The 23378-nt window shown below is 57.3% G+C and carries 23 protein-coding genes; 13 read left to right on the top strand and 10 right to left on the bottom strand.

The features are described 5' to 3' along the window. Positions 1–14 precede the first annotated feature (14 nt). The 6 genes from rhaS to rhaM all read left to right on the top strand — a co-directional run bounded on the left by rhaS (position 15) and on the right by rhaM (position 6166). Positions 15–1001, top strand: coding sequence for a rhamnose ABC transporter substrate-binding protein (gene rhaS, locus A3466_RS05225; RefSeq protein ID WP_063449700.1), 987 nt, complete (start codon positions 15–17; stop codon positions 999–1001). Between the two features lie 99 nt (positions 1002–1100). Next, positions 1101–2603, top strand: coding sequence for a sugar ABC transporter ATP-binding protein (locus A3466_RS05220; RefSeq protein ID WP_063449699.1), 1503 nt, complete (start codon positions 1101–1103; stop codon positions 2601–2603). Further along, positions 2604–3608 carry an ABC transporter permease gene (locus A3466_RS05215; RefSeq protein WP_063449698.1) on the top strand — a complete coding sequence of 335 codons (1005 nt, stop codon included), beginning with the start codon at positions 2604–2606 and terminating at the stop codon, positions 3606–3608. Then, positions 3605–4609, top strand: coding sequence for an ABC transporter permease (locus A3466_RS05210; RefSeq protein ID WP_063449697.1), 1005 nt, complete (start codon positions 3605–3607; stop codon positions 4607–4609). Before A3466_RS05215 ends, A3466_RS05210 begins: the two co-directional genes overlap by 4 nt. Before the next feature lie 97 nt (positions 4610–4706). Then, a complete protein-coding gene (fucO, locus tag A3466_RS05205; protein ID WP_063449696.1) occupies positions 4707–5855 on the top strand; it encodes a lactaldehyde reductase in 1149 nt (382 codons plus the stop codon). Next, complete coding sequence (gene rhaM / locus A3466_RS05200; protein ID WP_063449695.1) at positions 5852–6166, top strand: L-rhamnose mutarotase; 315 nt, start codon at positions 5852–5854, stop codon at positions 6164–6166. The genes fucO and rhaM overlap by 4 nt, the downstream gene beginning before the upstream one ends. 38 nt (positions 6167–6204) lie before the next feature. On the opposite strand, the gene A3466_RS05195 is transcribed toward rhaM, so the two are convergent. The 5 genes from A3466_RS05195 to A3466_RS05175 form a co-directional block, all read right to left on the bottom strand. Next, positions 6205–7143 carry an Abi family protein gene (locus tag A3466_RS05195; protein ID WP_063449694.1) on the bottom strand — a complete coding sequence of 313 codons (939 nt, stop codon included), beginning with the start codon at positions 7141–7143 and terminating at the stop codon, positions 6205–6207. A gap of 200 nt (positions 7144–7343) precedes the next feature. Next, the gene (locus A3466_RS05190; protein ID WP_063449693.1) at positions 7344–8615 is read right to left on the bottom strand and encodes an MFS transporter; all 1272 of its coding nucleotides are present in this window, start codon (positions 8613–8615) and stop codon (positions 7344–7346) included. A 44-nt stretch (positions 8616–8659) separates the two neighbouring features. After that, positions 8660–10783: an alpha-galactosidase gene (locus tag A3466_RS05185; protein WP_063449692.1), complete on the bottom strand. Its 2124-nt coding sequence runs from the start codon at positions 10781–10783 to the stop codon at positions 8660–8662. A 104-nt stretch (positions 10784–10887) separates the two neighbouring features. Continuing rightward, positions 10888–11883 carry a LacI family DNA-binding transcriptional regulator gene (locus A3466_RS05180; protein WP_063449691.1) on the bottom strand — a complete coding sequence of 332 codons (996 nt, stop codon included), beginning with the start codon at positions 11881–11883 and terminating at the stop codon, positions 10888–10890. Between the two features lie 17 nt (positions 11884–11900). After that, entirely contained in the window at positions 11901–12449 is a 549-nt protein-coding gene (locus tag A3466_RS05175; protein WP_003861973.1) for a helix-turn-helix domain-containing protein, read from the bottom strand. Between the two features lie 103 nt (positions 12450–12552). Here A3466_RS05175 and A3466_RS05170 point away from each other — a divergent pair, with 103 nt between their 5' ends. Further along, positions 12553–13212, top strand: coding sequence for an AzlC family ABC transporter permease (locus tag A3466_RS05170; protein WP_063449690.1), 660 nt, complete (start codon positions 12553–12555; stop codon positions 13210–13212). Further along, positions 13212–13535, top strand: a complete 324-nt coding sequence (locus A3466_RS05165; RefSeq protein WP_063449689.1) for an AzlD domain-containing protein — start codon at positions 13212–13214, stop codon at positions 13533–13535. Before A3466_RS05170 ends, A3466_RS05165 begins: the two co-directional genes overlap by 1 nt. A 40-nt stretch (positions 13536–13575) precedes the next feature. Here A3466_RS05165 and A3466_RS05160 read toward each other — a convergent pair whose 3' ends face one another. Both A3466_RS05160 and fdhD read right to left on the bottom strand, forming a co-directional pair. Beyond that, positions 13576–13788, bottom strand: a complete 213-nt coding sequence (locus A3466_RS05160; protein WP_015569916.1) for a DUF1471 domain-containing protein — start codon at positions 13786–13788, stop codon at positions 13576–13578. 114 nt (positions 13789–13902) lie between these two features. Continuing rightward, the gene (gene fdhD, locus A3466_RS05155) at positions 13903–14739 is read right to left on the bottom strand and encodes a formate dehydrogenase accessory sulfurtransferase FdhD (RefSeq protein ID WP_063449688.1); all 837 of its coding nucleotides are present in this window, start codon (positions 14737–14739) and stop codon (positions 13903–13905) included. A 371-nt stretch (positions 14740–15110) separates the two neighbouring features. Between fdhD and fdnG the strand changes: the two genes are divergently transcribed. Genes fdnG through fdhE form a run of 4 tightly spaced genes read left to right on the top strand, consistent with a single transcriptional unit; the run spans position 15111 to position 20634 of the window. Then, entirely contained in the window at positions 15111–18161 is a 3051-nt protein-coding gene (fdnG, locus tag A3466_RS05145) for a formate dehydrogenase-N subunit alpha (protein WP_120286574.1), read from the top strand. A 12-nt stretch (positions 18162–18173) separates the two neighbouring features. Beyond that, positions 18174–19076, top strand: a complete 903-nt coding sequence (gene fdxH, locus A3466_RS05140; protein WP_003861960.1) for a formate dehydrogenase subunit beta — start codon at positions 18174–18176, stop codon at positions 19074–19076. Continuing rightward, positions 19073–19708, top strand: coding sequence for a formate dehydrogenase cytochrome b556 subunit (fdoI, locus tag A3466_RS05135; RefSeq protein WP_015569914.1), 636 nt, complete (start codon positions 19073–19075; stop codon positions 19706–19708). Before fdxH ends, fdoI begins: the two co-directional genes overlap by 4 nt. Then, positions 19705–20634 carry a formate dehydrogenase accessory protein FdhE gene (gene fdhE / locus A3466_RS05130; protein WP_063449685.1) on the top strand — a complete coding sequence of 310 codons (930 nt, stop codon included), beginning with the start codon at positions 19705–19707 and terminating at the stop codon, positions 20632–20634. The genes fdoI and fdhE overlap by 4 nt, the downstream gene beginning before the upstream one ends. Positions 20635–20673: 39 nt before the next feature. Here fdhE and A3466_RS05125 read toward each other — a convergent pair whose 3' ends face one another. Next, positions 20674–21045, bottom strand: a complete 372-nt coding sequence (locus A3466_RS05125; protein ID WP_063449684.1) for a type II toxin-antitoxin system VapC family toxin — start codon at positions 21043–21045, stop codon at positions 20674–20676. Positions 21046–21047: 2 nt separating this feature from the next. Then, positions 21048–21290, bottom strand: coding sequence for a CopG family transcriptional regulator (locus A3466_RS05120; protein ID WP_063449683.1), 243 nt, complete (start codon positions 21288–21290; stop codon positions 21048–21050). A gap of 198 nt (positions 21291–21488) precedes the next feature. Between A3466_RS05120 and A3466_RS05115 the strand changes: the two genes are divergently transcribed. After that, positions 21489–22409, top strand: coding sequence for an alpha/beta hydrolase (locus tag A3466_RS05115; RefSeq protein WP_063449682.1), 921 nt, complete (start codon positions 21489–21491; stop codon positions 22407–22409). Positions 22410–22417: 8 nt separating this feature from the next. Here A3466_RS05115 and fabY read toward each other — a convergent pair whose 3' ends face one another. After that, positions 22418–23359 (bottom strand): fatty acid biosynthesis protein FabY, encoded by a 942-nt coding sequence (gene fabY, locus A3466_RS05110; RefSeq protein WP_063449681.1) that lies wholly within the window; start codon positions 23357–23359, stop codon positions 22418–22420. Positions 23360–23378: the final 19 nt, after the last annotated feature.

The following is a 23378-nucleotide window of genomic DNA, read 5'->3' as shown; positions in this document are numbered from 1 at the left end:
GTGGAGTAAAAGCAATGAAAATAAAAGCAAGCTTGATCCTCACCGTTGCCGCTCTGGCGTTGTCCGGTTCCGCTTTAGCAGAAGTGAAAATCGCCCTGGTGGCGAAGTCCTTAGGAAATGGATTCTTCGAAGCAGCGAACGTCGGCGCGCAGGAGGCGGCCAAAGAGTTAGGCGATGTAAAAGTGATTTATACCGGCCCGACCACCACCACGGCGGAAGCGCAGATCGAGGTGCTGAACGGGCTGATCGCTCAGGGCGTGGATGCGATCGCGATCTCCGCGAACGATCCGGACGCCGTCGTGCCGGTGCTGAAAAAAGCGATGCAGCGCGGCATCAAGGTTGTGTCGTGGGATTCCGGCGTGGCGAAAGCCGGACGTCAAATCCATCTCAATCCGTCCAATAACGCCCTGATTGGCGAAACCAACGTCAAGCTCGCCGCCGATGCCCTGAAAGCGCTGAACGTGGAAAAGGGCGACGTCGCCGTGCTGAGCGCCACGCCAACCTCCACCAACCAGAACATCTGGATTGCGGAGATGAAAAAAGTGCTGCCGAAGTACCCTTCCGTCAACCTGGTGACGGTGGCCTACGGGGACGATCTCTCTGACAAAAGCTACCGCGAAGCGGTCGGTCTGCTGAAAACCTATCCGGACCTGAAGGTCATCGTCTCGCCTTCATCCGTGGGCATCGTGGCCGCAGCGCAGGCGGTAAAAGATCAGGGCAAGATTGGCAAAGTGTACGTCACCGGCTTAGGCCTGCCGTCTGAGATGGCGGGCGCGGTGAAATCCGGCGCGAGCAAGAGCTTTGCCATCTGGAACCCGATCGACCTCGGTTATGCGGCAACCTACCTGGCGGATGATCTGGTGAAAGGTACGGCCACGAAAGGCGAGGCCAGCATGGGCAGACTGGGCAAAGTGAAGCTGGATGCGGACGGCAACGGCGCGATGGCCGAGCCGTTCGTCTACGATGCCAGCAATATTGATAAGTTCTCAAAAATCTTTTGATGCGATTTGTAGGCCGGATAAGCGTAGCGCCATCCGGCAAAAGGCGGGTGGCGCTGCCGCTTACCCGCCCTACACATTCCCCTGTCCAGGAGAACTATCATGACCCCATTGCTACAGCTTTCTGGCATCACGAAGGTGTTTCCCGGCGTGCGTGCCCTTGAGAACGTGCAGCTTGCGCTGTGGCCCGGCAAAGTGACGGCGCTTATCGGCGAAAACGGCGCGGGTAAGTCGACGCTGGTCAAAGTGATGACCGGCATTTATCAGCCCGACGAGGGTGAGATCCTCTACAAAGCGATCCCCGTGCACCTCCCGACGCCGGAGTCGGCGCATAAAATCGGCATCACCGCCATTCACCAGGAAACCGTACTGTTCGATGAGCTATCGGTCACCGAAAATATCTTTGTCGGTCAGTACCTTCACAAAAGTTTCCTGAAAAAACTCGACTGGCCGGAGATGCACCGCCGGGCGCAGGCCATTCTCACGCGGCTGGAGGTGCAAATCGACCCGCGCGCGACGCTGAAAACCCTGAGCATCGCCCAGCGTCACATGGTAGCGATTGCCCGCGCGCTCTCCTTTGAGGCGCAGGTGGTTATTCTTGATGAACCCACGGCGGCGCTGTCGCAGCATGAAATCCTCGAGTTTTACCAGATTGTGGAACGCTTAAAGCAGGAGGGAAAAGCCATCCTGTTTATCTCCCACAAGTTCGACGAGATTTTTGAGCTGGCGGACCATTACACCATTTTGCGCGACGGCGCGTTCGTCGGCGCAGGTGCAATAAATGAGATCACCGAGGAGCGCATGGTGTCGATGATGGTCGGGCGCGCCATTACGCAAACCTTCCCGAAAATCGACTGCGAGAAGGGCGAAACGGTGCTGGAAGTGAAAAACCTCTGCCACCCGACCGAGTTCGCGAACATCTCCTTCTCCCTGCGTAAAGGCGAAATCCTTGGCTTCTACGGGCTGGTCGGTGCCGGGCGTACCGAACTGATGCAGGCGCTTTCCGGCGTTACGCGGCCAGCGTCCGGGGAAATTACCCTCAACGGCCAGCCCCGGCGCTTTCGCCAGCCTGCGGATGCCATCAAAGCCGGTATTGTCTGCGTGCCGGAAGAAAGGCAGAAACAGGGAGCGATTATCGCGCTGCCGATTGCCCAGAACATCAGCCTGCCTCAGCTCAGCACGCTCAATCCGAGCGGCGTACTGCACGACGACCGCGAATGGAAGCTGGCAGACGAGTATGCCAAACGTCTGCACGTGAAGGCCTTCAGCTGGAAGCAGGCGGTGGAGACCCTCTCCGGCGGCAACCAGCAAAAGGTCGTTATCGGCAAATGGCTGGCAACACACCCTGATGTGATCATCCTTGATGAGCCGACAAAAGGCATTGATATCGGCTCAAAGGCAGCCGTTCATCAGTTTATGTCCGAGTTGGTCAGTCAGGGGCTGGCGGTGATTATGGTTTCGTCCGAACTCCCCGAAGTGATGGGCATGGCGGACCGCATCATCGTAATGCACGAGGGACTGATGGTCGCCGAATACCAGGCGGGGGATGCGACGGCGGAAACCATCGTCAGCGCCGCCAGCGGTGCAAAACAGGAGGCGGCATAAATGCTGAGCTCACTCTTAAAACACCGTGAAGCGCTGCTTGGCGCGGTGATTGTATTGATGATCGTCGCCATCGGCAGCCGCGTGCCGTCGTTTATCGCGCCGGGCAACCTGGTGGAAATGTTTAATGACACCGCCATTCTGATCGTCCTCGCGCTCGGACAGATGATGGTGCTGCTCACCAAAGGCATCGACCTGTCGATGGCGGCCAATCTTGCCCTCACCGGGATGATTGTCGCCCTGATTAACTTCCATTACCCGGACGTGCCCGTCTGGGCGCTGCTTATTCTTGCAAGCGCGCTTGGGCTGCTGATGGGCGCGATGAACGGCCTGCTGGTGTGGAAGCTGGGCATTCCGGCGATTGTGGTGACGCTCGGCACTATGAGCATCTACCGCGGAATTATCTTTTTGCTCTCCGGCGGCGGCTGGGTGAACGCCAACCAGATGAGCGCCGACTTTCTCGGGCTGCCGCGTGCCTCTTTGCTGGGCTTGCCGGTACTGAGCTGGTGCGCCATCGCCGCGCTGCTGCTGGTGGGCTACTTCCTGCGCTACAGCCGCACCGGACGGGCGCTCTATACCGCAGGCGGTAACGCGACGGCGGCGTACTATACCGGGATCAACGCCGGAAAAATGCAGTTCATCAGCTTTTGCCTCTCCGGACTGCTGGCCGGGTTCTGCGGCTACCTGTGGATCTCGCGCTTTGCCGTTGCGTATGTCGACGTCGCTAACGGTTTTGAATTGCAGGTGGTGGCCGCCTGCGTGATTGGTGGGATCAGCACCATGGGCGGCACCGGGCGCGTACTCGGCTGTCTGTTTGGCGCCCTGTTCCTCGGGGTGATTAACAACGCCCTGCCGGTGATCGGCGTCTCCCCGTTCTGGCAGATGGCCATTTCCGGCACGGTAATTGTCGTTGCAGTGCTGCTGAATGAGCGCGGCAACAGGCGCAAAGGCAGGCTGATCCTGCGCGACGCCGCGCTGGCGCGTCAGAAACTGGCGGTGAAATCATGAGCAAAATGATGACATCTGAAGCGATCGAACCGACCTCTGCGACGGGCATCTTCCGGCGCCTGCTGTGCTGGGAAGGTTTCCTGCTGGCAGTGACGCTGGCGGTATTCATAGTGAACGCGCTCGCCTCGCCTTACTTCCTCAACGTCTGGAACCTCTCCGATGCGACGTTCAACTTCACCGAAAAGGCGATCATCGTGCTGCCGATGGCGATGCTGATTATCGCCCGGGAAATTGACCTGTCGGTGGCCTCCACCATCGCGCTCAGCTCCACGGTGATGGGCTTTTGCGCGGAGGCGGGCGTTGATACGCCGCTGCTGGTCTGCGTGGGACTTGGCGTCGGGCTGCTGTGCGGACTGCTTAACGGCATCCTGGTGACGCGCTTTAACCTGTCGTCCATCGTCATCACCATCGGCACCATGAGCCTGTACCGCGGGATTGCCTACATCCTGCTCGGGGACCAGGCGCTGAACAACTACCCTGAGAGCTTCGCCTGGTTCGGCCAGGGCTACGTCTGGGGCGCGCTGTCGTTTGAGTTCGCGCTGTTTATCCTGCTGGCCGCTCTGTTTGCCTTTGTGCTGCACCGCACCAACTTTGGCCGCCGCACCTACGCCATCGGCAATAATCCGACCGGCGCGTGGTACTCCGGCATCAACATTAAACGCCACAACCTGATGCTGTTCGCGCAGGTGGGGCTAATGTCCGGCCTGGCGTCAGTGCTGCTCACCTCGCGTCTGGGCAGCACTCGCCCGACGATTGCGATGGGCTGGGAGCTGGCGGTGGTGACGATGGCGGTGCTCGGCGGCGTCAATATTCTCGGCGGGTCCGGCAGCATGGTCGGCGTGATTATCGCTGCCTTCCTGATGGGGCTGGTGACCTTTGGCCTGAGCCTGCTCAACGTGCCTGGCATTGTGATGTCGGTGATTATCGGCGCGATGCTGATTGTGGTGATTTCACTGCCAATTATTACCCGCCGGGTGATGCAGCGAAGACGGATCTCATAGCCGGGTGGAGCTGCGTTTACCCGGCCTGCTTAACCGCAGGTCCGCGCAAGCGCAGCGCCGCCGGGCATAAAATTCACAGTAATTAAGGAGAATTATCATGAGCTTTATGTTGGCACTTCCAAAAATCAGCCTGCACGGCGCGGGTGCAATCGGCGATATGGTCAATCTGGTGGCGAACAAGCAGTGGGAAAAAGCGCTGGTTGTCACCGACGGCCAGCTGGTGAAGCTCGGCCTGCTCGACAGCCTGTTTACCGCGCTGGACGCCCATCAGATGTCGTATCACCTGTTCGATGAGGTGTTCCCGAACCCAACGGAGGCGCTGGTGCAGAAAGGCTTTGCCGCTTACCAGGACGCGGAATGCGATTACATCATCGCCTTTGGCGGCGGCAGCCCCATTGATACCGCCAAAGCGATAAAAATCCTCACCGCTAACCCCGGTCCGTCAACCGATTATTCCGGCGTCGGCAAGGTGAAAAACGTGGGCGTGCCGCTGGTGGCCATCAACACCACCGCGGGCACGGCGGCGGAGATGACCAGCAACGCGGTGATCATCGATTCCGCGCGTCAGGTGAAAGAAGTCATCATCGACCCGAACATCATCCCGGATATCGCCGTGGACGATGCCAGTGTGATGCTCGATATTCCGGCCTCCGTGACCGCCGCAACCGGCATGGACGCATTAACCCACGCCATTGAAGCCTACGTGTCCGTTGGCGCGCATCCGCTGACCGATGCCAATGCGCTGGAGGCGATTCGCCTGATCAACCTCTGGCTGCCGAAAGCGGTTGACGACGGTCATAACCTGGAAGCGCGCGAGCAGATGGCCTTCGGTCAGTACCTGGCAGGTATGGCGTTTAACAGCGCCGGGCTGGGGCTGGTACACGCTCTGGCGCATCAGCCGGGCGCAACGCACAACCTGCCTCATGGCGTATGTAATGCCATCCTGCTGCCGATCATCGAAAACTTTAACCGCCCGAACGCGGTCGCGCGTTTTGCCCGCGTGGCACAGGCAATGGGCGTTGACACGCGCGAAATGAGCGACGAGGCCGCCAGCATGGCAGCGATTCAGGCGATTCGTGACCTGAGCGCCCGCGTCGGCATTCCGTCCGGCTTCAGCCAGCTTGGCGTCACCAAAGCCGACATTGAAGGCTGGCTGGATAAAGCCCTCGCCGATCCGTGCGCGCCGTGCAACCCGCGCACCGCCAGCCGCGACGAGGTCCGCGAGCTGTATCTGGAGGCATTATGATCCGCAAAGCGTTTGTGATGCAGGTAAACCCGGACGCGCACGAAGAGTACGCCCGACGCCACAATCCGATCTGGCCCGAACTGGAAGCGGTGCTGAAAGCCCACGGCGCGCACCACTACGCCATTTATCTCGACAGAGAACGGAACCTGCTGTTTGCGACGGTGGAGATTGAGTCGGAGGAGCGCTGGAACGCGGTGGCGAATACCGACGTCTGCCAGCGCTGGTGGAAACATATGGCTGACGTCATGCCGTCGAACCCGGATAACAGCCCGGTGAGTTCGGATCTGAAAGAGGTGTTTTACTTAGCGTAACGGCAAAGCAGGTGATGCAACGCACGCGTCACCTGCTTTTAGCGCAAGGTTCTCAATCCATAAACTACCGTATCATGCTCCCAGATGATGGTTTCGTTCCTCTCTTTCGCATCGTGACAGTACTGTTCAATAACGGCAATCTGCTCGGGCGATAACGCACAAAACGGTTTCGTATAACGATAGATATTGAGTTCTTCTAGTGAACAAACGCGTCTGGCATTCTCAAACAGCCCTACCTTTTTCATCACCTTAAGCAGATTAATATCAAGGGCTTCGATGATAAGTTCAATCTTGTTTATCTTGACTCTTATCGTATCAATCGCCGTTCTTGCGTCATTCACGTTTGGCGCTTTAACCCAGATAGGTTCGTGATGGGAAATACGGTTGCGATACTCTCTCAGTTCAAAGATGAGATCGATCAGCGTTTTTCTGACTTTTTGCGGGTTCGTGTTGATTCTGGCGAAATTTTTAAAGACTTTACTCAATGATTTTGGCCATAAATACCCGTGGTTATCTCGCGGCGCGGGAGCGTTAAACTCATTATTCAAAACATAATGCCAGGTACTAAAATCCGTTGAGGCAATAATACGATCGTGACTCCATTCCGGGATCGGTTGCACCTGAGCATAAGCTCCTCGCCTGCGTCTCATCTCTTTTTTGCGCCATTCCCGGGTAAGGCACTCTTTAGCCTTTTCGATGTTTTTATAGAAATGACACTCATCCCGGTCTTTTGTGCAGTGAATCGTTTCCCACCACATTTCGCCAAATCTCACCCTGGCTTCTCTGTCGACGGCGTTTCTTAAAGAGATCTCAAGGTTTTGGAGGAGAGGATAAATGGACGCTGCTGCATGCTGAGACCAGATGTATATGCCGTATAATTCGCATTCATTATTCGGACGAAACGTTGTGCGATATCCGTCCAGACGTATTGATGAGATCAATGAAATAATCGGTTTATAATTAGTAGCTTGCGGCATTTATTCGTGCTCCCAGAACGATGTGCCGAAGCATACCATAGACCTGTAGATACAGTTGACGGTGGATCCTTCAACCGTTAGAATTTGGTCCTGAAAGCCTGTACTGTCTACTTCCCCTTTTTATAGGTTCTGGTTGCGTACACCATAGGCAAAGCGATTTATGAAACCCACCTCTGGTGGGTTTCGTCGTTTTACAGCGCCTATGCCTGGTTCGCCTCCACCGTGTTACTTCGTGCAGCAATCTCCCGCCTGCTGCTCAGCGTAAACGCCGACACCACCGTAATCGCCAGCACGAAACAGCCCAGCATCAGGTACGTCTCCTGAAAGCCGATCCGGTCATACATATTTCCGGCAAAGGCGGAGAGGAAAATCGCTGCCGACTGTTTCGCAAACTGGAAGCCAATCAGGTAGATGGTGGCCGACAGGCGCGTATCAAACACTCCGGTGATGTATTTGAATGCCCCCACCAGCAGGAACGGGACCTCCAGCGCGTGCAGCATCTTTAGGGCGATGACCTCCACGGCGGTGGTAGCAAACGACGAGCCGATAATGCGCGTCGCCATAATTACCCCGGCGATCAGCAGCGTGTTCTTCGCGCCGATGCGGTTAATGATCCACGGCGAGCAGAACATGATGATGGCGTTACAAATCTCCCCCGCCGTGGTGGCAAAACCAAAGGCGCGGGTCCCTTCCTGCGGCGTGGCGAAGAAGGTTTTAAAGAAGGTGGCAAATTGCTGGTCGAAAACATCATACACGCAGGCCACGCCAATCACGTACAGAATGAACATCCACATTCTGCGCTGGCGGAACAGGTTGAACACGGTTTTAGCGGTGATCTGCGGCTGGTTCGCGCCCAGGGCGTTCATCACCTGCGCCGTCTGGTTGGGCTTCGGTTTCGCGACCACCAACAGCAGCATCAGCAAAAGCGCCGCCGCCGATCCCATCCAGAAAACATACGACGGATCGATGCCGAACAGGATGCCGCCCGTTGAGGCGCACAGCCCCCAGCCGAGGCAGCCAAACATGCGCGCCTTGCCGTACTCAAAGAAGCTGTTGCGGCTCACGCGTTCAATGTAGGCCTCAATCGCCCCGGATCCGGCTGAAAAAACAAAGCCGATATACAACCCGCCGCTCAGCGCGCCCAGCCAGATATTGGTTTTCAACAGTGGCGCGAAGACGTACAGGAAGAACGGTGCGAACAGAAACAGCAGCACCGAGATTACCCACAGCAGGTGTTTTTTCAGCCCCAGCTTGTCCGAAATGACGCCCAGCACCGGCTGGAACGCGATGGCCGACAGCGAGATGCAGGAGAAGACAATCCCGGTATGGGTTTTATTCAGACCGATGATGTCCGACAGCCAGATCGGCAGGAACGGAAAGCAGGTGGCCATGATGAAGAAGTAGAGAAAGAAGAACAGCCCGAAGATCCAGAAGTTAGGGTTGTCTTTGTGGGTACAGGTTGTTGTGTTCATTATTTTTATCCTCAACGGAGGGCCGGTTGCCCGGCCCGTCACCTTTACACGCGTTCCACGCCAATCAGAATGGCGGTTTCCGGATCCAGAATCGGCAGCGCAATACCCGCCCGCATCAGCCATTCACCGCTTGCCGTTTGCGAGGCTTCCATCCACGCCGGCAGCTTGCGCATGGTGTGCCCCCCCTCGCCCGTGATCTGAATGTTCGGATGATCCAGCAGCGTGATATGGTACTGCGCGCTGGCGTCTAGCCCCGGCATGCGCAGCGGCATCATCAGGGTGTAATCCGGCATCGCGAGCTGGCTGACCAAAAATAGCCCCTGCGTTTTGTCTTCACTCACTATACCCTGCGCCAGCGTGGTGGCATCCGGCATGTCCACGCGCCACTGAGTACCGTGATGAATCACCTCACGCCACCGCTTATACAGCGCGGCGTAATGGCGATAGCCCTCACGCTCCTGCGCATCGACGGTGAGCGGATCCAGCTCCAGCCCCATATGCCCAAACAGCGCCGTCAGCCCACGGAAAGCGATGCTGTGCTGGCGGAAGGTAGCGTGACATTTATGATGACCGATATGCGCCCCCATCACCTCCGGCGGGAAGAAATAGCTCATGCCGCGCTGGATCGTGTTGCGCTCCAGCGCGTCGTTGTTGTCGGAAGCCCAGAAGCGATGGCTGCGGGTCAGCACTTCATAATCGATTCGCCCCCCGCCGGAGGAGCAGGATTCAAATTCAATGTGCGGAAAACGCTCGCCCAGCACTTCCAGCAGGCGGTAAAACTGGCGGGTCTGCGCGTCGGCGGCAGCTTTACCGTTGTGCCCGGGCTGCACCAGCTCGCGGTTCATGTCCCATTTCACGTAGTCAACCGCATGCTCGCCCAGCAGCCAGCTCATGCGCTCCACCAGGTAATCAAAGGCCTGCGGGATGTTGAGATTGAGCACCAGCTGGTGCCGCCCGGTCGCCTGCGCGTAGCCCGGCAGCGCCAGCACCCAGTCAGGATGCGCGCGATACAGATCGGAATCCGGGTTAATCATCTCCGGCTCGATCCAGATGCCAAACTCCATGCCGAGCCGTTTAACGTGACTGATTACCGGCGTCAGGCCGTTCGGGTATTTTTTCTCATCCAGGTACCAGTCGCCCAGCGCGGCATGGTCGTCGTTGCGGCCTTTGAACCAGCCGTCGTCAATGATAAAGCGCTCCACACCCAGCGCGGCGGCCTCGTCGGCCATGCGCATGATGTACTCCGGATCGTGGCTGAAGTAGATCCCCTCCCAGGTATTGAGGTGTACCGGGCGCGGTTTGTTTTCCGGGAAGCGGATGATGTTGTCGCGCAGGTAGCGGTGGAACTGCTGGCTCATGCCGTTCAGCCCGTGCGGGGAGTAGCTGGCATACAGGCGCGGCGTCCAGAGCGTTTCGCCCTCTTCAATCGCCATTTCACCCGGCAGGTAAAGCGCTTCGGCCTGTATATAACGGCGACCATCGGTTTTCGCTTCGGCGCGCAGGCGGTGGTTGCCGCTCCAGCCCAGATGCACGCCCCAGACGTCGCCCTGCATTTCGCTGAACGATGGCGTACCGGCGATCAGCGCCGGGAAATGTTCGTGGGACGTTTTACCCCGACGGTTTTCAATCACAAAGCTGTCGTGTTCAAGCGTGACGCGGTGCGGCTGAAATTCCCTGATCCAGCGTCCGTGAAAGGCCATAACCTCCTGCGCGCGCTCGGCCACCGGCAGCGTGACGGCGAATCGGTCCACCTGCCACGCCAGCGCTTTCAGGTTGGTTACCCCATGGCGCACCACCAGCACGCCGCTGGCCTCCAGCGTCAGCTCGCTGGTCAGACGCAGGCCCGCCTGTTTATCCTCCGCCGTTACCGTCAGGGTTTGTCCCTGCTGCTGGACGTCTGTGGTAGTAAACACGGGGGAACCGTCCAGCCCCTGGCGATGCCCCTCAATACCGGGTGAACTAAACAGCCCGTGCCCCAGTTCGGCCATCAGCGTCACCGGGGAATCGACATCCAGCCTGCCGTTTGCCACCGGCCGCGCCAGCGTAGCGACATCCTGCGGCGAAAAGTGGTGAAGGTGCGGCCCCCAGTAGAGAATTTCGGCGAACGGTTGGGTTTTTAGCACTACGTCAACCGTGGTGCTTTCGAGTCGTAAAATGGCCTCTTGCATCAGACATCTCCTTTCTTCGGGATGCCTTGAGTGTTGATCCGAAACGTTTCGGATACAAACCAAAACGTTTCGGATCTGTGATCGGGTTTGGAAATTTGCCCGGTTTAGGCCGTCTGGCCCGGAGAGAATTCCGGCTGCCAGAGTACCTGAAGCCGTTCGACGTCATCGCCGTTGATCAGCTGGCGCACCATGTCCGCAATCTGCTTTCCGACGCCCTGGCGGGTGGACTGGATCACCGCCGCCACGTCGATATCGACAATGCTGTCCTGCGGTAATCCGTCGTAAACCACCAGCGAGATGGCATCGTCGCCGGACAGGCGCCCCATCTGCGCCAGCGCCATCGCCGCGCCGTCGCCGTGGGTGTTGCAGTCGGTAATGATGGCCGTGGGGGGCTGCGGCAGGGAGAGAAGTTCTTGCGTGGTCGCATACCCCACGCGGCGCGAAGGGGGCATGGCGCGCAGCCATTCGCTGGAGAGCCCGGCTTCCCGCAGCGCGTCCAGGTAGCCCTGTCGCCGCTGGGTGATGAATGCCTGATTATTGCTTTCACCCAGCAGGGCGATGCGCTGATGGCCTTTCTCAATCAGCCAGCGGGTGGCCTGGTACGTGCCAGCATAGTTGTCGAAATCGAACCACGCGTACGGCTGCGGCAGCTGGCTGCGGCCGAGCGCCAGGAAGGGGAAACCGGCGGCCTGAAGCTGCTCAAGACGCGGATCGCGATCCAGCGTATGGGCCACAATCAGCGCATCCACGCGCCGGCTTTGCACCATGCGCATATAGCTGTGTTTGTCCGCCAGATCGTCGTCAGCGATGAGCAGCAGGTCGATCTCATGTCGCGCCAGTTCGTGGCTAATTTCGCCGACCATGTCCATAAAAACGCTGTTATTGAGCGGAACAGGATGCACGGGAAAAACGAGGCCGACGGCATCAATTTTGCCCATCTTCAGGCGGCGCGCGAACGTATTAGGTCGGTAACCACGGCGCTGGGCCTCTGCCTCCACGCGGGCGCGCGTCTCAGCAGAAACATCGTCATACCCGTTGAGGGCGCGGCTGACGGTAGTAACGGACAGCCCCAGTTCTTTAGCAATGGCTTTGAGCGACATGATTTTCCGTATCTTCGTTAATTTTGTTCCGCCACCAGGAGGGCGTGTGTATCCGGCTCCAGCGCCTTAAAGATATGCGGCTGGTCGGCGGGGTAGCAAATGTAATCGCCCGGGCCGAGTTCTTCCGCCGCGTCGATCAGGCCGACCATCGCCCGCCCCTGGGTCACGATAATGTGCTCAACCGACCCCGGCGGATGCGGCTGGGAAATACGGTCTGCGCCCGGCTGAGTCAGCAGCAGATAGATATCACGACGGGCCCCCGGCGGACACGCCGCCAGTAAAATCGCCTCGTAATTGGCCTGCCCGGCAACCACCTTTGTGCCCTCGCCGCGGCGGATCACCTGCGTGACGGGCTGCTGCGGCTCCAGTAACCGGGCAAACGGAATATCCAGCGCCACGCAAAGCGACCAGAGCGTTTCCAGGCTAGGGTTACCGTTGCCAGACTCCAGCTGAGAAAGCGTGGATTTGGCGATCCCGGCACGGCGGGCAATTTCCGCCAGTGATAGCCCGGTTCGCAGGCGTTCCCGCACCAGACTTTTGGCGATCACGCTGATTGGCTGCGTCATAAAAACGGCCTCTGTCTCTCTATAACGAACGATTCGTTCATCTTGTAAAACGATTTTGATGCGTTCATTATAATGGAAATACGTTCGATATGGCTAAAATGGTATGAAGAATCACCTCTCTTGTCTGAAAGGCGACACGATAAAAGCGATAATTTTGGTCTGCCTCGCGGTAGGCGTGGTCGGCATGTCTTACGGCTCGCTGGCGATGGCCTACGGCTTCCCGCTGTGGGTGCCGTTTGTGCTTTCCCTCACGGTGCTGGCGGGCGCATCCGAGTTTATGTTCATCGGCATTGTGGCGAGCGGCGGCAATCCGCTGGCGGCGGCGGCGGCCGGTTTGCTGGTCAACGCGCGCCATGTGCCGTTCGGCGTGACCGTGCGTGAACTGGTGGGCAAGCGCGGTCTGAGCTTTCTGGGCTGTCATATCATGAACGATGAAAGCGTAGTGTTCGGCCTTTCGCAAAAAACCGCCGAGCAGCGTAAGGCGGCCTACTGGCTGTGCGGGCTAGGCGTGGCAATCATCTGGCCGCTGGGGGCAGTGCTGGGGGCGATGGTCGGCAAGCTGCTGCCGGACCCGGAGACCATCGGGCTGGACGCGGTGTTTCCGGCGATCCTGCTGGCGTTAGTCGTGCCGGCATTCAAAAACCGCACCACGCTGATCCGCGCCTGTAGCGGCGCGGTGTTGTCGCTGGCAGCGGTGCCGTTTGCGCCGGTGGGCCTGCCGGTGCTGCTCTCTTTGCTCGGTCTCGCCGCGAGGAAAAAATAATGGAAAACATGACGGTCTTTATTCTCGGCATCGCCATTCTTTCTGCCGGAACCTATCTGATGCGTCTTGGCGGAGCAAAGCTCGGCAACCGGCTGGCGCTTTCTGAACGATCGCAGGCGCTGCTTTCCGATGCGGCTACCGTTTTGCTGTTCTCCGTCGCGCTGGCAACAACGTTTTATGAAGGGGAACATTTTGCGGGCATGGCGCGCGTACTGGGCGTGGGGTTCGCGGTATTTCTGGCCTGGCGAAAAATGCCGTTAATTGTGGTGATCGTCGCGGCGGCGGTGATGACAGCGCTGCTGCGTCTGGCAGGTATAAACTAAAAAAGCGCCCCAGGGGCGCTCTTTCGACGGTATAGCGAAATTATTTGTTCAGTTCAGCGGTCATGTGTACGCGGTTACCGGTGAACGCCTGGGTAATTTTGTAGGATGACGCGCCCGCTTCCTGAGCCTGTGCGGCGATTTTAGCTTCAGCACCGTCCAGCGTAGAGGCAGATGCGGTCACTGTCTGTGCAGCGAAAGAACCGAAAGAAGCAGCCAGAGCGATTACAGCGACAAAAGTTTTGATGCTTTTCATGATATAAACCCTTTCATTAAGTTGTTTAGGTAAGGCACCGTGCCTTGATGAGATAAATACTAGCCCTCATCCTCAACAACTAAAAGCGGAAGGATTTGCTATTATCGTTCAAAATTACTGATCAACCATTAACCGCTGCGGATGGGTATAAATCGTCGCTCTGCCCGGCTTGCAGAACCCCACCAGCGTCAAATTGCAGCGCTCCGCCACCTCCACCGCCAGCGTGGTTGCCGCCGACACCGCAAACAGAATTTCCACGCCGCACATGGCGGACTTTTGCACCATCTCATAGCTGGCACGGCTGGAAACGAGCGCCGCGCCCTGCTGCCAGACGTTGTTTTCCCGTGCGCGGCGGCCCAGCAGCTTGTCCAGCGCCACGTGGCGGCCAACGTCTTCATGCCCGCCTGCAATACTCCCTGACGGCAATACCCACGCCGCCGCGTGGGTACAGCCGCTGAGCTGGCCGATTGGCTGAACGTCGTTCAGATGCTCAAGCGCCCGGTCAAGATGCGCCAGATTAAACGTCTGGGTGAACGGCAGGGGAACAATCGGTTTGCCAATGTCGTTAAGCTGTTCAACGCCGCACACCCCGCAGCCGGTACGTCCGGCCAGCGCCCGACGTCGCTCTTTCAGCCCCATAAAGCGACGGCTGGAGAGCTCGATTTGCACTTCGAGACCGTTGCAGGCCGGCACGACATCCATGCCGTAGATCTCCTGCGGATGGGCAATAATGCCTTCCGAGAGGGAGAAACCGATGGCGAACAGCTCGAGATCTTTCGGCGAGGCCATCATCACCACATGCGAAATACCGTTATACACCAGGGCAACGGGGACTTCTTCCGCCAGAAAATCTGGCGTGGCATCTGCGATATGGGGCGGTCTGTGTACCGACAGTTCCACAATGCCCGCAGGCAGTGGCGACGCGTGGGCAGCACGGTTTTGTTTAGACACAACGGTATTCCTGAACAACCACGGAAGTGAGCCTGCTATTGCAACACAAACAGCAGACCTTACGCATAGTATGGATCAACTTTTCAGCAACCATTCTCCTACTCAATTCGGAGGGGTGCAACCGGTCGCCTGCTACACACCCTTAACATCCTCAGAGAAAAATGTGATTGATATCACATTTTATAATCAATGCCGTGATAATACGTTCACTTTGTTTTAACGCCGTTGGAACAGGCGTACCGACATTGTGGTATTCTGCGCTTATCCCTCGGAGAAATGGGGGTTTAATGCAAATTTTTCTCCTTTGCGGTTAATTCTCAACCGCAAAGTAAAACTACATAGCAATGTCGTAATGAACCAAGGAGTGACCCATGCAGGTCAGCAGAAGGCAGTTCTTTAAGATCTGCGCTGGCGGTATGGCAGGCACCACGGCGGCGGCACTGGGCTTTGCGCCCGGCGTAGCGCTGGCGGAAACGCGGCAGTATAAACTGCTGCGCACCCGCGAAACCCGTAACACCTGTACGTACTGCTCCGTCGGCTGTGGGCTGTTAATGTATAGCCTCGGCGACGGTGCGAAAAACGCCAAAGCATCTATTTTCCACATTGAAGGCGATCCGGATCATCCGGTCAACCGTGGTGCGCTGTGTCCGAAAGGGGCCGGTCTGGTAGATTTTATCCACTCCGAGAGCCGCCTGAAGTTTCCTGAGTATCGCGCGCCAGGCTCTGATAAATGGCAGCAAATCAGCTGGGATGAAGCGTTCGATCGCATCGCTAAACTGATGAAAGAAGACCGCGATGCCAACTTTATCGCGAAGAATGCCGAAGGCACCACCGTTAACCGCTGGCTCTCCACCGGGATGCTGTGTGCTTCAGCCTCAAGTAACGAAACCGGCTATTTAACCCAGAAATTTACGCGCGCACTCGGTATGCTCGCGGTCGACAACCAGGCGCGTGTCTGACACGGACCAACGGTAGCAAGTCTTGCTCCAACATTTGGTCGCGGTGCGATGACCAACCACTGGGTCGACATCAAGAACGCCAACCTCATTGTGGTGATGGGCGGTAACGCCGCTGAAGCGCACCCTGTCGGGTTCCGCTGGGCGATGGAAGCCAAAATCCACAACGGTGCGAAACTGATTGTGATCGATCCCCGCTTTACGCGTACGGCGTCAGTGGCGGATTTCTACACCCCTATTCGTTCAGGTACTGACATCACTTTCCTGTCAGGCGTATTGCTGTACCTGATGACCAACGAAAAATATAACCGCGAATACACCGAAGCCTATACCAACGCCAGCCTGATCGTGCGTGAGGATTACAGCTTCGACGATGGCCTGTTCAGCGGTTATGACGCAGAAAAACGCAAATACGACAAAACCAGCTGGAACTATGAGCTGGACGAAAACGGCTTTGCGAAGCGCGACACAACCCTGCAACACCCGCGCTGCGTGTGGAACCTGCTGAAAGAGCACGTTTCCCGCTACACGCCGGACGTTGTCGAAAACATCTGCGGGACGCCGAAAGCAGACTTCCTGAAGGTGTGCGAGCTGATTGCGGAAACCAGCGCGAAAGATAAAACCGCGTCGTTCCTGTATGCGCTCGGCTGGACGCAGCACTCCATCGGCGCGCAAAACATCCGCACCATGGCAATGGTTCAGCTGCTGCTCGGCAACATGGGAATGGCTGGCGGCGGCGTAAACGCCCTGCGCGGTCACTCTAACATCCAGGGTCTGACCGACCTCGGCCTGCTGTCGCAGAGCCTGACGGGCTACATGAACCTGCCGAGCGAGAAACAGACTGACCTGCAAACTTACCTGACGGCCAGCACGCCAAAACCGCTGCTCGAAGGCCAGGTGAACTACTGGGGCAACTATCCGAAGTTCTTCGTCTCGCTGATGAAAGCCTTCTACGGCGACAAGGCGACGGCGGAAAACAGCTGGGGCTTTGACTGGCTGCCGAAGTGGGACAAAGGTTACGACGTCCTCCAGTACTTCGAGATGATGCACCAGGGCCAGGTCAACGGCTATATCTGCCAGGGCTTTAACCCGGTCGCATCGTTCCCGAACAAGAACAAGGTTGTCGAGTCTCTGTCGAAGCTGAAGTTCCTGGTGACGATTGACCCGCTCAATACCGAAACCTCGACCTTCTGGCAGAATCACGGTGAGTCGAACGACGTCGATCCGTCGAAGATTCAGACCGAAGTGTTCCGTCTGCCGTCTACCTGCTTCGCGGAAGAAAACGGTTCTATCGTTAACTCTGGCCGCTGGTTGCAGTGGCACTGGAAAGGCGCGGACGCCCCGGGCATTGCCCTGAACGACGGCGAGATCCTGGCCGGCATCTTCTTACGCCTGCGTAAGATGTACGCCTCTGAGGGCGGCGCAACGCCTGAGCCGGTGCTGAACATGACCTGGAACTACTCGACGCCGGAAAACCCTGCGCCGGAAGAAGTGGCCATGGAGAGCAACGGTAAGGCGCTGGCGGACGTTATCGACCCGGCGACCGGTGCGGTTCTGGCGAAGAAAGGCGACCAGCTCAGCACCTTCGCGCACCTGCGCGATGACGGTACGACGTCAAGCGGCTGCTGGATCTTTGCCGGTAGCTGGACGCCGAAAGGTAACCAGATGGCCAACCGCGACAACGCCGACCCGTCGGGCCTCGGCAATACGCTGGGCTGGGCATGGGCGTGGCCGCTCAACCGCCGCATCCTCTATAACCGTGCCTCCGCTGATCCGCAGGGCAACCCGTGGGATCCGAAGCGTCAGCTTCTGAAGTGGGACGGCGCGAAATGGGGCGGCGTGGATATTCCGGACTACAGCACTGCCGCACCGGGCAGCGACGTCGGGCCGTTTATCATGCAGCCTGAAGGGATGGGGCGACTGTTTGCTATCGACAAGATGGCGGAAGGGCCGTTCCCGGAACACTACGAGCCGTTTGAGACGCCGCTGGGCACCAACCCGCTGCACCCGAACGTGGTCTCTAACCCGGCAGCCCGTATCTTCAAGGGCGACTTTGAAGCGCTGGGTAAAAAGGACAAGTTCCCGTACGTGGGCACCACTTACCGTCTGACCGAACACTTCCACTACTGGACCAAGCACGCGCTGCTTAACGCTATCGCGCAGCCGGAACAGTTTGTGGAGATCGGCGAGAAGCTGGCGAACAAGCTCGGCATTGCCCATGGCGATACCGTGAAGGTCTCCTCTAACCGTGGCTACATCAAAGCCAAGGCGGTGGTGACCAAGCGTATTCGCACGCTGAACGTTCACGGTCAGCAGGTGGATACCATCGGTATTCCGATTCACTGGGGCTATGAGGGCGTGGCGAAGAAAGGGTTCATTGCGAACACCCTGACGCCGTTCGTCGGCGATGCGAACACGCAGACGCCGGAGTTTAAGGCCTTCCTCGTGAACGTGGAAAAGGTGTAACGGAGACGACTTATGGCTTATCAATCTCAAGACATTATCCGTCGTTCCGCGACTAACGGTTTCACGCCCGCGCCTCAGGCGCGGGACCACCAGCAGGAAGTGGCGAAGCTGATCGACGTGACCACCTGTATCGGCTGTAAAGCCTGTCAGGTGGCCTGTTCAGAGTGGAACGACATCCGTGACGAAGTGGGTCACAACGTCGGGGTGTACGACAACCCGGCAGACCTGACCGCCAAGTCCTGGACGGTAATGCGTTTCTCGGAAGTGGAGCAGAACGACAAACTGGAATGGCTTATCCGCAAAGACGGCTGTATGCACTGCGCGGATCCGGGCTGCCTGAAGGCGTGTCCGTCAGAAGGGGCTATCATTCAGTATGCCAACGGCATCGTCGACTTCCAGTCCGAGCAGTGCATTGGCTGCGGCTACTGCATCGCGGGCTGTCCGTTCGACGTGCCGCGCATGAACCCGGAAGACAACCGCGTCTACAAATGTACCCTGTGCGTTGACCGCGTTAACGTGGGCCAGGAGCCTGCATGCGTGAAGACCTGCCCAACCGGCGCTATCCACTTTGGCTCCAAAGAGGATATGAAAACGCTGGCGGCAGAGCGCGTGGGCGAGCTGAAAACCCGTGGTTACGACAACGCGGGCCTGTACGATCCGGCCGGGGTTGGCGGTACGCACGTGATGTACGTGCTGCACCACGCCGACAAGCCGAACCTGTATCACGGCCTGCCGGAGAACCCGGAAATCAGCGCCACCGTGAAGTTCTGGAAAGGCATCTGGAAACCGCTGGCCGCGGTGGGCTTTGCTGCCACCTTCGCAGCGAGCATCTTCCACTACGTCGGCGTCGGTCCGAACCGTGCGGAAGAGGAAGACGACAACCTGCATGAAGAGAAAGACGAGGTGCGCAAATGAGAAAACGTGACACCATCGTGCGCTACACCGCGCCGGAACGCATCAACCACTGGGTCACCGCCTTCTGCTTCATGCTGGCGGCGATAAGCGGGCTGGGGTTCTTCTTCCCCTCCTTCAACTGGCTGATGCAGATCCTGGGCACGCCGCAGCTGGCGCGCATCCTTCACCCGTTCGTGGGTGTGGTGATGTTTGCCTCGTTTATCATCATGTTTTTCCGTTACTGGCACCATAACCTAATCAATCGGGATGATATCTTTTGGGCGAAGAATATTCGTAAGATCGTCGTCAACGAGGAAGTAGGTGATACCGGGCGTTATAACTTCGGTCAGAAATGCGTATTCTGGGCGGCGATTATCTTCCTGGTCCTGTTGCTGGTGAGCGGCGTGATCATCTGGCGTCCGTACTTTGCGCCTGCTTTCTCAATCCCGGTGATCCGATTTGCGTTAATGCTGCATTCATTTGCCGCAGTGGCGTTAATTGTGGTTATCATGGTGCATATTTACGCCGCCCTCTGGGTGAAAGGCACCATTACCGCGATGGTGGAAGGATGGGTAACCAAAACGTGGGCGAAGAAACATCACCCGCGCTGGTACCGTGAAGTCCGCCAGAAACAGGAAAAGTCATCTGAATGAGTATTCGCATAATCCCGCAAGATGAGCTGGGGTCGAGCGAGAAACGTACGGCGGAGTATATTCCGCCGTTGTTATTCCCCAGACTCAAGAACCTCTACAACCGCCGCGCAGAGCGTCTGCGCGAGCTGGCAGAGAACAACCCGCTGGGCGATTTTCTGCGTTTTGCCGCGCTGGTCGCCCATGCGCAGGAGGTGGTGCTGTACGATCACCCGCTGCAAATGGACCTGACCGCGCGCATCAAAGAAGCTAACGAGCAGGGCAAGCCGCCGCTGGATATTCACGTCCTGCCGCGCGACAAGCACTGGCATAAGCTGCTGCATTCGCTGATTGCCGAGCTGAAGCCGGAGATGAGCGGCACGGCGCTGGCGGTCATCGAGAATCTGGAAAAAGCCTCTGACCTGGAGCTGGAAGAGATGGCGAGCGCGCTGTTTGCCTCCGACTTCTCGCTGGTCAGCAGCGATAAAGCGCCGTTTATCTGGGCTGCGCTGTCGCTTTACTGGGCGCAAATGGCGAGCCTGATCCCGGGCAAAGCCCGCGCCGAATACGGCGAAGCGCGTCAGTTCTGTCCGGTGTGCGGCTCAATGCCGGTCTCCAGCATGGTGCAGATTGGGACCACGCAGGGGCTGCGCTACCTGCATTGCAACCTGTGTGAAACCGAGTGGCACGTGGTGCGCATCAAGTGCAGCAACTGCGAGCAGACTCGCGATCTCAACTACTGGTCGCTGGAAAATGAAGACGCGGCGGTGAAAGCCGAAAGCTGCGGCGACTGCGGGACTTACCTGAAGATTCTGTATCAGGAAAAGGACCCGAAAGTCGAAGCGGTGGCCGACGATCTCGCCTCGCTGATTCTGGATGCGAAGATGGAGCAGGAGGGCTTTGCCCGTAGCTCGATTAACCCGTTCCTGTTCCCGGGTGAAGGGGAGTAATCTCCTGTAAGCGTGCCGGGCGGCGCGAGCTTGCCCGGCCTACAGCTGGTAAGGGGAAACAACCCCGGCTATTCCGGCAAAGTCTTTGGTATTGCGGGACACCAGGGGACAATTTCTGCTTAGGGCTGTGGCCAAAATGATGGCATCAGGCAGTTTCATCCCGTGTTTCTCACGGAGCACAACGCTTCTTTCAGCGATATCCCGCGAGACGTCGATAATTTCAAAAGCGCCCATGACAGCTGCCGTTTTCGCTTCATGACCATGCCTGCGCGCGCCGACCATGACCTCCATCCACGTGATAAGGCTAATCGCCCGATGCGAGGCCGTACGATCGATCGTATCGGCAGCTTCTACGCGATTGTTAAAGAGATCGATGAGAATATTGGTATCAAACACTGCCATGTGTTCCATGACTACCACTCCTCACGAAGCTTGCGTTCGTACTCCAGCCCATCTTCTTGCTGATTTCCCCACAAACCAAGCGCATCACGAATTACCGAAGAACTCTGCTGGTCGAGATATTGTTCAATGGCTTCCCGAAGCAATTCGGCGCGGGGCTGGTTACGCAGCTGCTTCAGGTTATCCAGCCGTTGAATTACGTCATCAGACAAATCAATCAGTATTCTGCCCATCTCAAAATCCGCCAAAAGACTCATATATCACCTTAGTATATCATCTGCGGTTAATTTTCAGGCAAAATACACTTGAATACTTTAGGGTTAAAGTGCATTTTTTTGGGAAAAATGAATTTTGCGAGGCGCTTTCCAGAACGTTCACCTTTTCACATTTCTCTGTTTTCATCTGTTGTAAATCAGGTTATAAACTGTATAAAAATACAGTAAAAGGACGTAGCCATGGCGCTGGAAAAGGGTATTGATAAGCTTGTACAAGAGTTTATTGCAGCAGGACGGCCTTCCTCTCGGAAACAGAGTATTGATGACCGGAGAGCCGGGTATGTAGCCAGCACAGCGCTGGCTGGGGAGACAGAAACACGCGTTCAGATTGAAACGCTTGTTCTTGAGGATCTGACCTTTCGGGTATTTTCGCCTGTCAATGCCCCTGAAACGTTACCTTGTGCCCTCTACTATCATGGCGGTTGTTTTGTCAGCGGTGGGTTTGAAACCCATGATAATCAGCTTCGCCAACTGGCGTTTTACGGTAACTGTCGGGTCATTGCGGTTCAGTACAGACTCGCACCCGAGCATACCTTCCCCGCTGCGCATGACGATGCAGAGAGAGCGGCAGATCTTGTCTGGCAAAATGCAGAACAATTAGGTGTGGATAAAAACTGGATTACGCTTTGTGGAGACAGCGCGGGAGGCCATCTTGCGCTGGTAACGTCATTGCGGCTTAAGGCCAAAGGTCTCTGGGATCCCGCGCAGCTCATTCTTATCTACCCCATGCTTGACGCCACGGCCAGTTTTGAAAGCTATACCCTCAATGGCATGGATTACGTGATTACTCGCGATACCCTTTTTAGCGGCTATGAAATGTATCTGGCTGGAGCCGACCGTCAGCATCCTGAAGTCAGTCCACTGTGGCGCAACGACTTTAGCGGTCTGCCAAAGGTCCACATTGTTACCGCTGAGTATGATCCGTTACGCGACGAAGGCGAGGCGCTTTGTCAGCGCCTTACGGAGCAAGGCGTGAAGTGTACCGCTCAACGATGGCGAGGTGTAATACACGGCTTCTTTCAGTTGGGTGGAATTAGCCAGTCAGCACGAGACGTAATGCGGGATATTGCCTGGCGCATTCACCATGCCGGGCGAGAGTAAAGAGGAGGCTACTCCTCCTCGTTCCCACCCTCTTCATACGCGCCATACGGCTTCGCAGGAAGAACGATATAGGTGCCTTCAAACACCGCGCCTGGCGTATCATCGCCAAACAGCTCAACCTGCATCTGCACGCGTGCTTTACGTCCGCGCGCCAGGCGGTCGAGATCGCCGCCCAGAGCGCCCAGGTCGGCCACCGCGCTCGGCTTGCCGCTGATCGGCGCGCTGTAACGAATATGGGCATCGGCAAGAATAATAGTGCCGCCGAGATGACGCTCGCGCAGCATCAGCCAGATCAGCCCCCAGCCGGTGAGCGTGGCGAGAGAAAACAGGCTCCCGGCAAACAGGGTATGGTGCGGGTTCTGGTTGCCGGTTTCCGGCATGGTGGTGATAAATTTTTGTCCGGTATACTGCTGAATACGCACGCCCATTTTTTCACTGAGCGGTATGTGCTGATACCACGCCTGCTGGAGCTGTCCGCACCAGTCGGCGCGATGGAGAATATCATCCAGGGTAGCGATAGGTTTGATCATCAAAAAGTGACGAATCGGCGTGGTTTGCGGGGCGCTGATTTCACCCTGATTCACGAAACCGAGCTTGGCAAAGAACTCAACGGCATCTTCGCGGGCGCTACAGGTGACGCGCTTAACCCCTTCCTGACGGGCAACGGATTCCAGCGTCATCGCCATCAGCGTTCCGAGGCCTTTGTCCTGTACGGAGGGGTGAACGGCCATAAAGCGAATAGAGGCTTCGTTATCGGCATTGATATACAGACGCCCCACGGCGACGAGGTTGCCCTCTTCATCCACCACCATCTGATGATGCGCCATCGCATCCCAGGCGTCGCGTTCAGATCCTTTCGGCTGATGTAATGGCTTGCGCAGCATTTCCCAGCGGAAATGGTAATAAACCTCTAACTCTTCTTCCGTTTGCGGTACTCGAAGGTGATACATAGCTGTACTCTCTCTTGTT

It is taken from the genome of Enterobacter genomosp. S, from assembly GCF_001631805.1.
GTDB classification, from domain to species: domain Bacteria; phylum Pseudomonadota; class Gammaproteobacteria; order Enterobacterales; family Enterobacteriaceae; genus Enterobacter; species Enterobacter quasihormaechei.
This window is presented reverse-complemented; position numbering and strand designations above follow the sequence as displayed.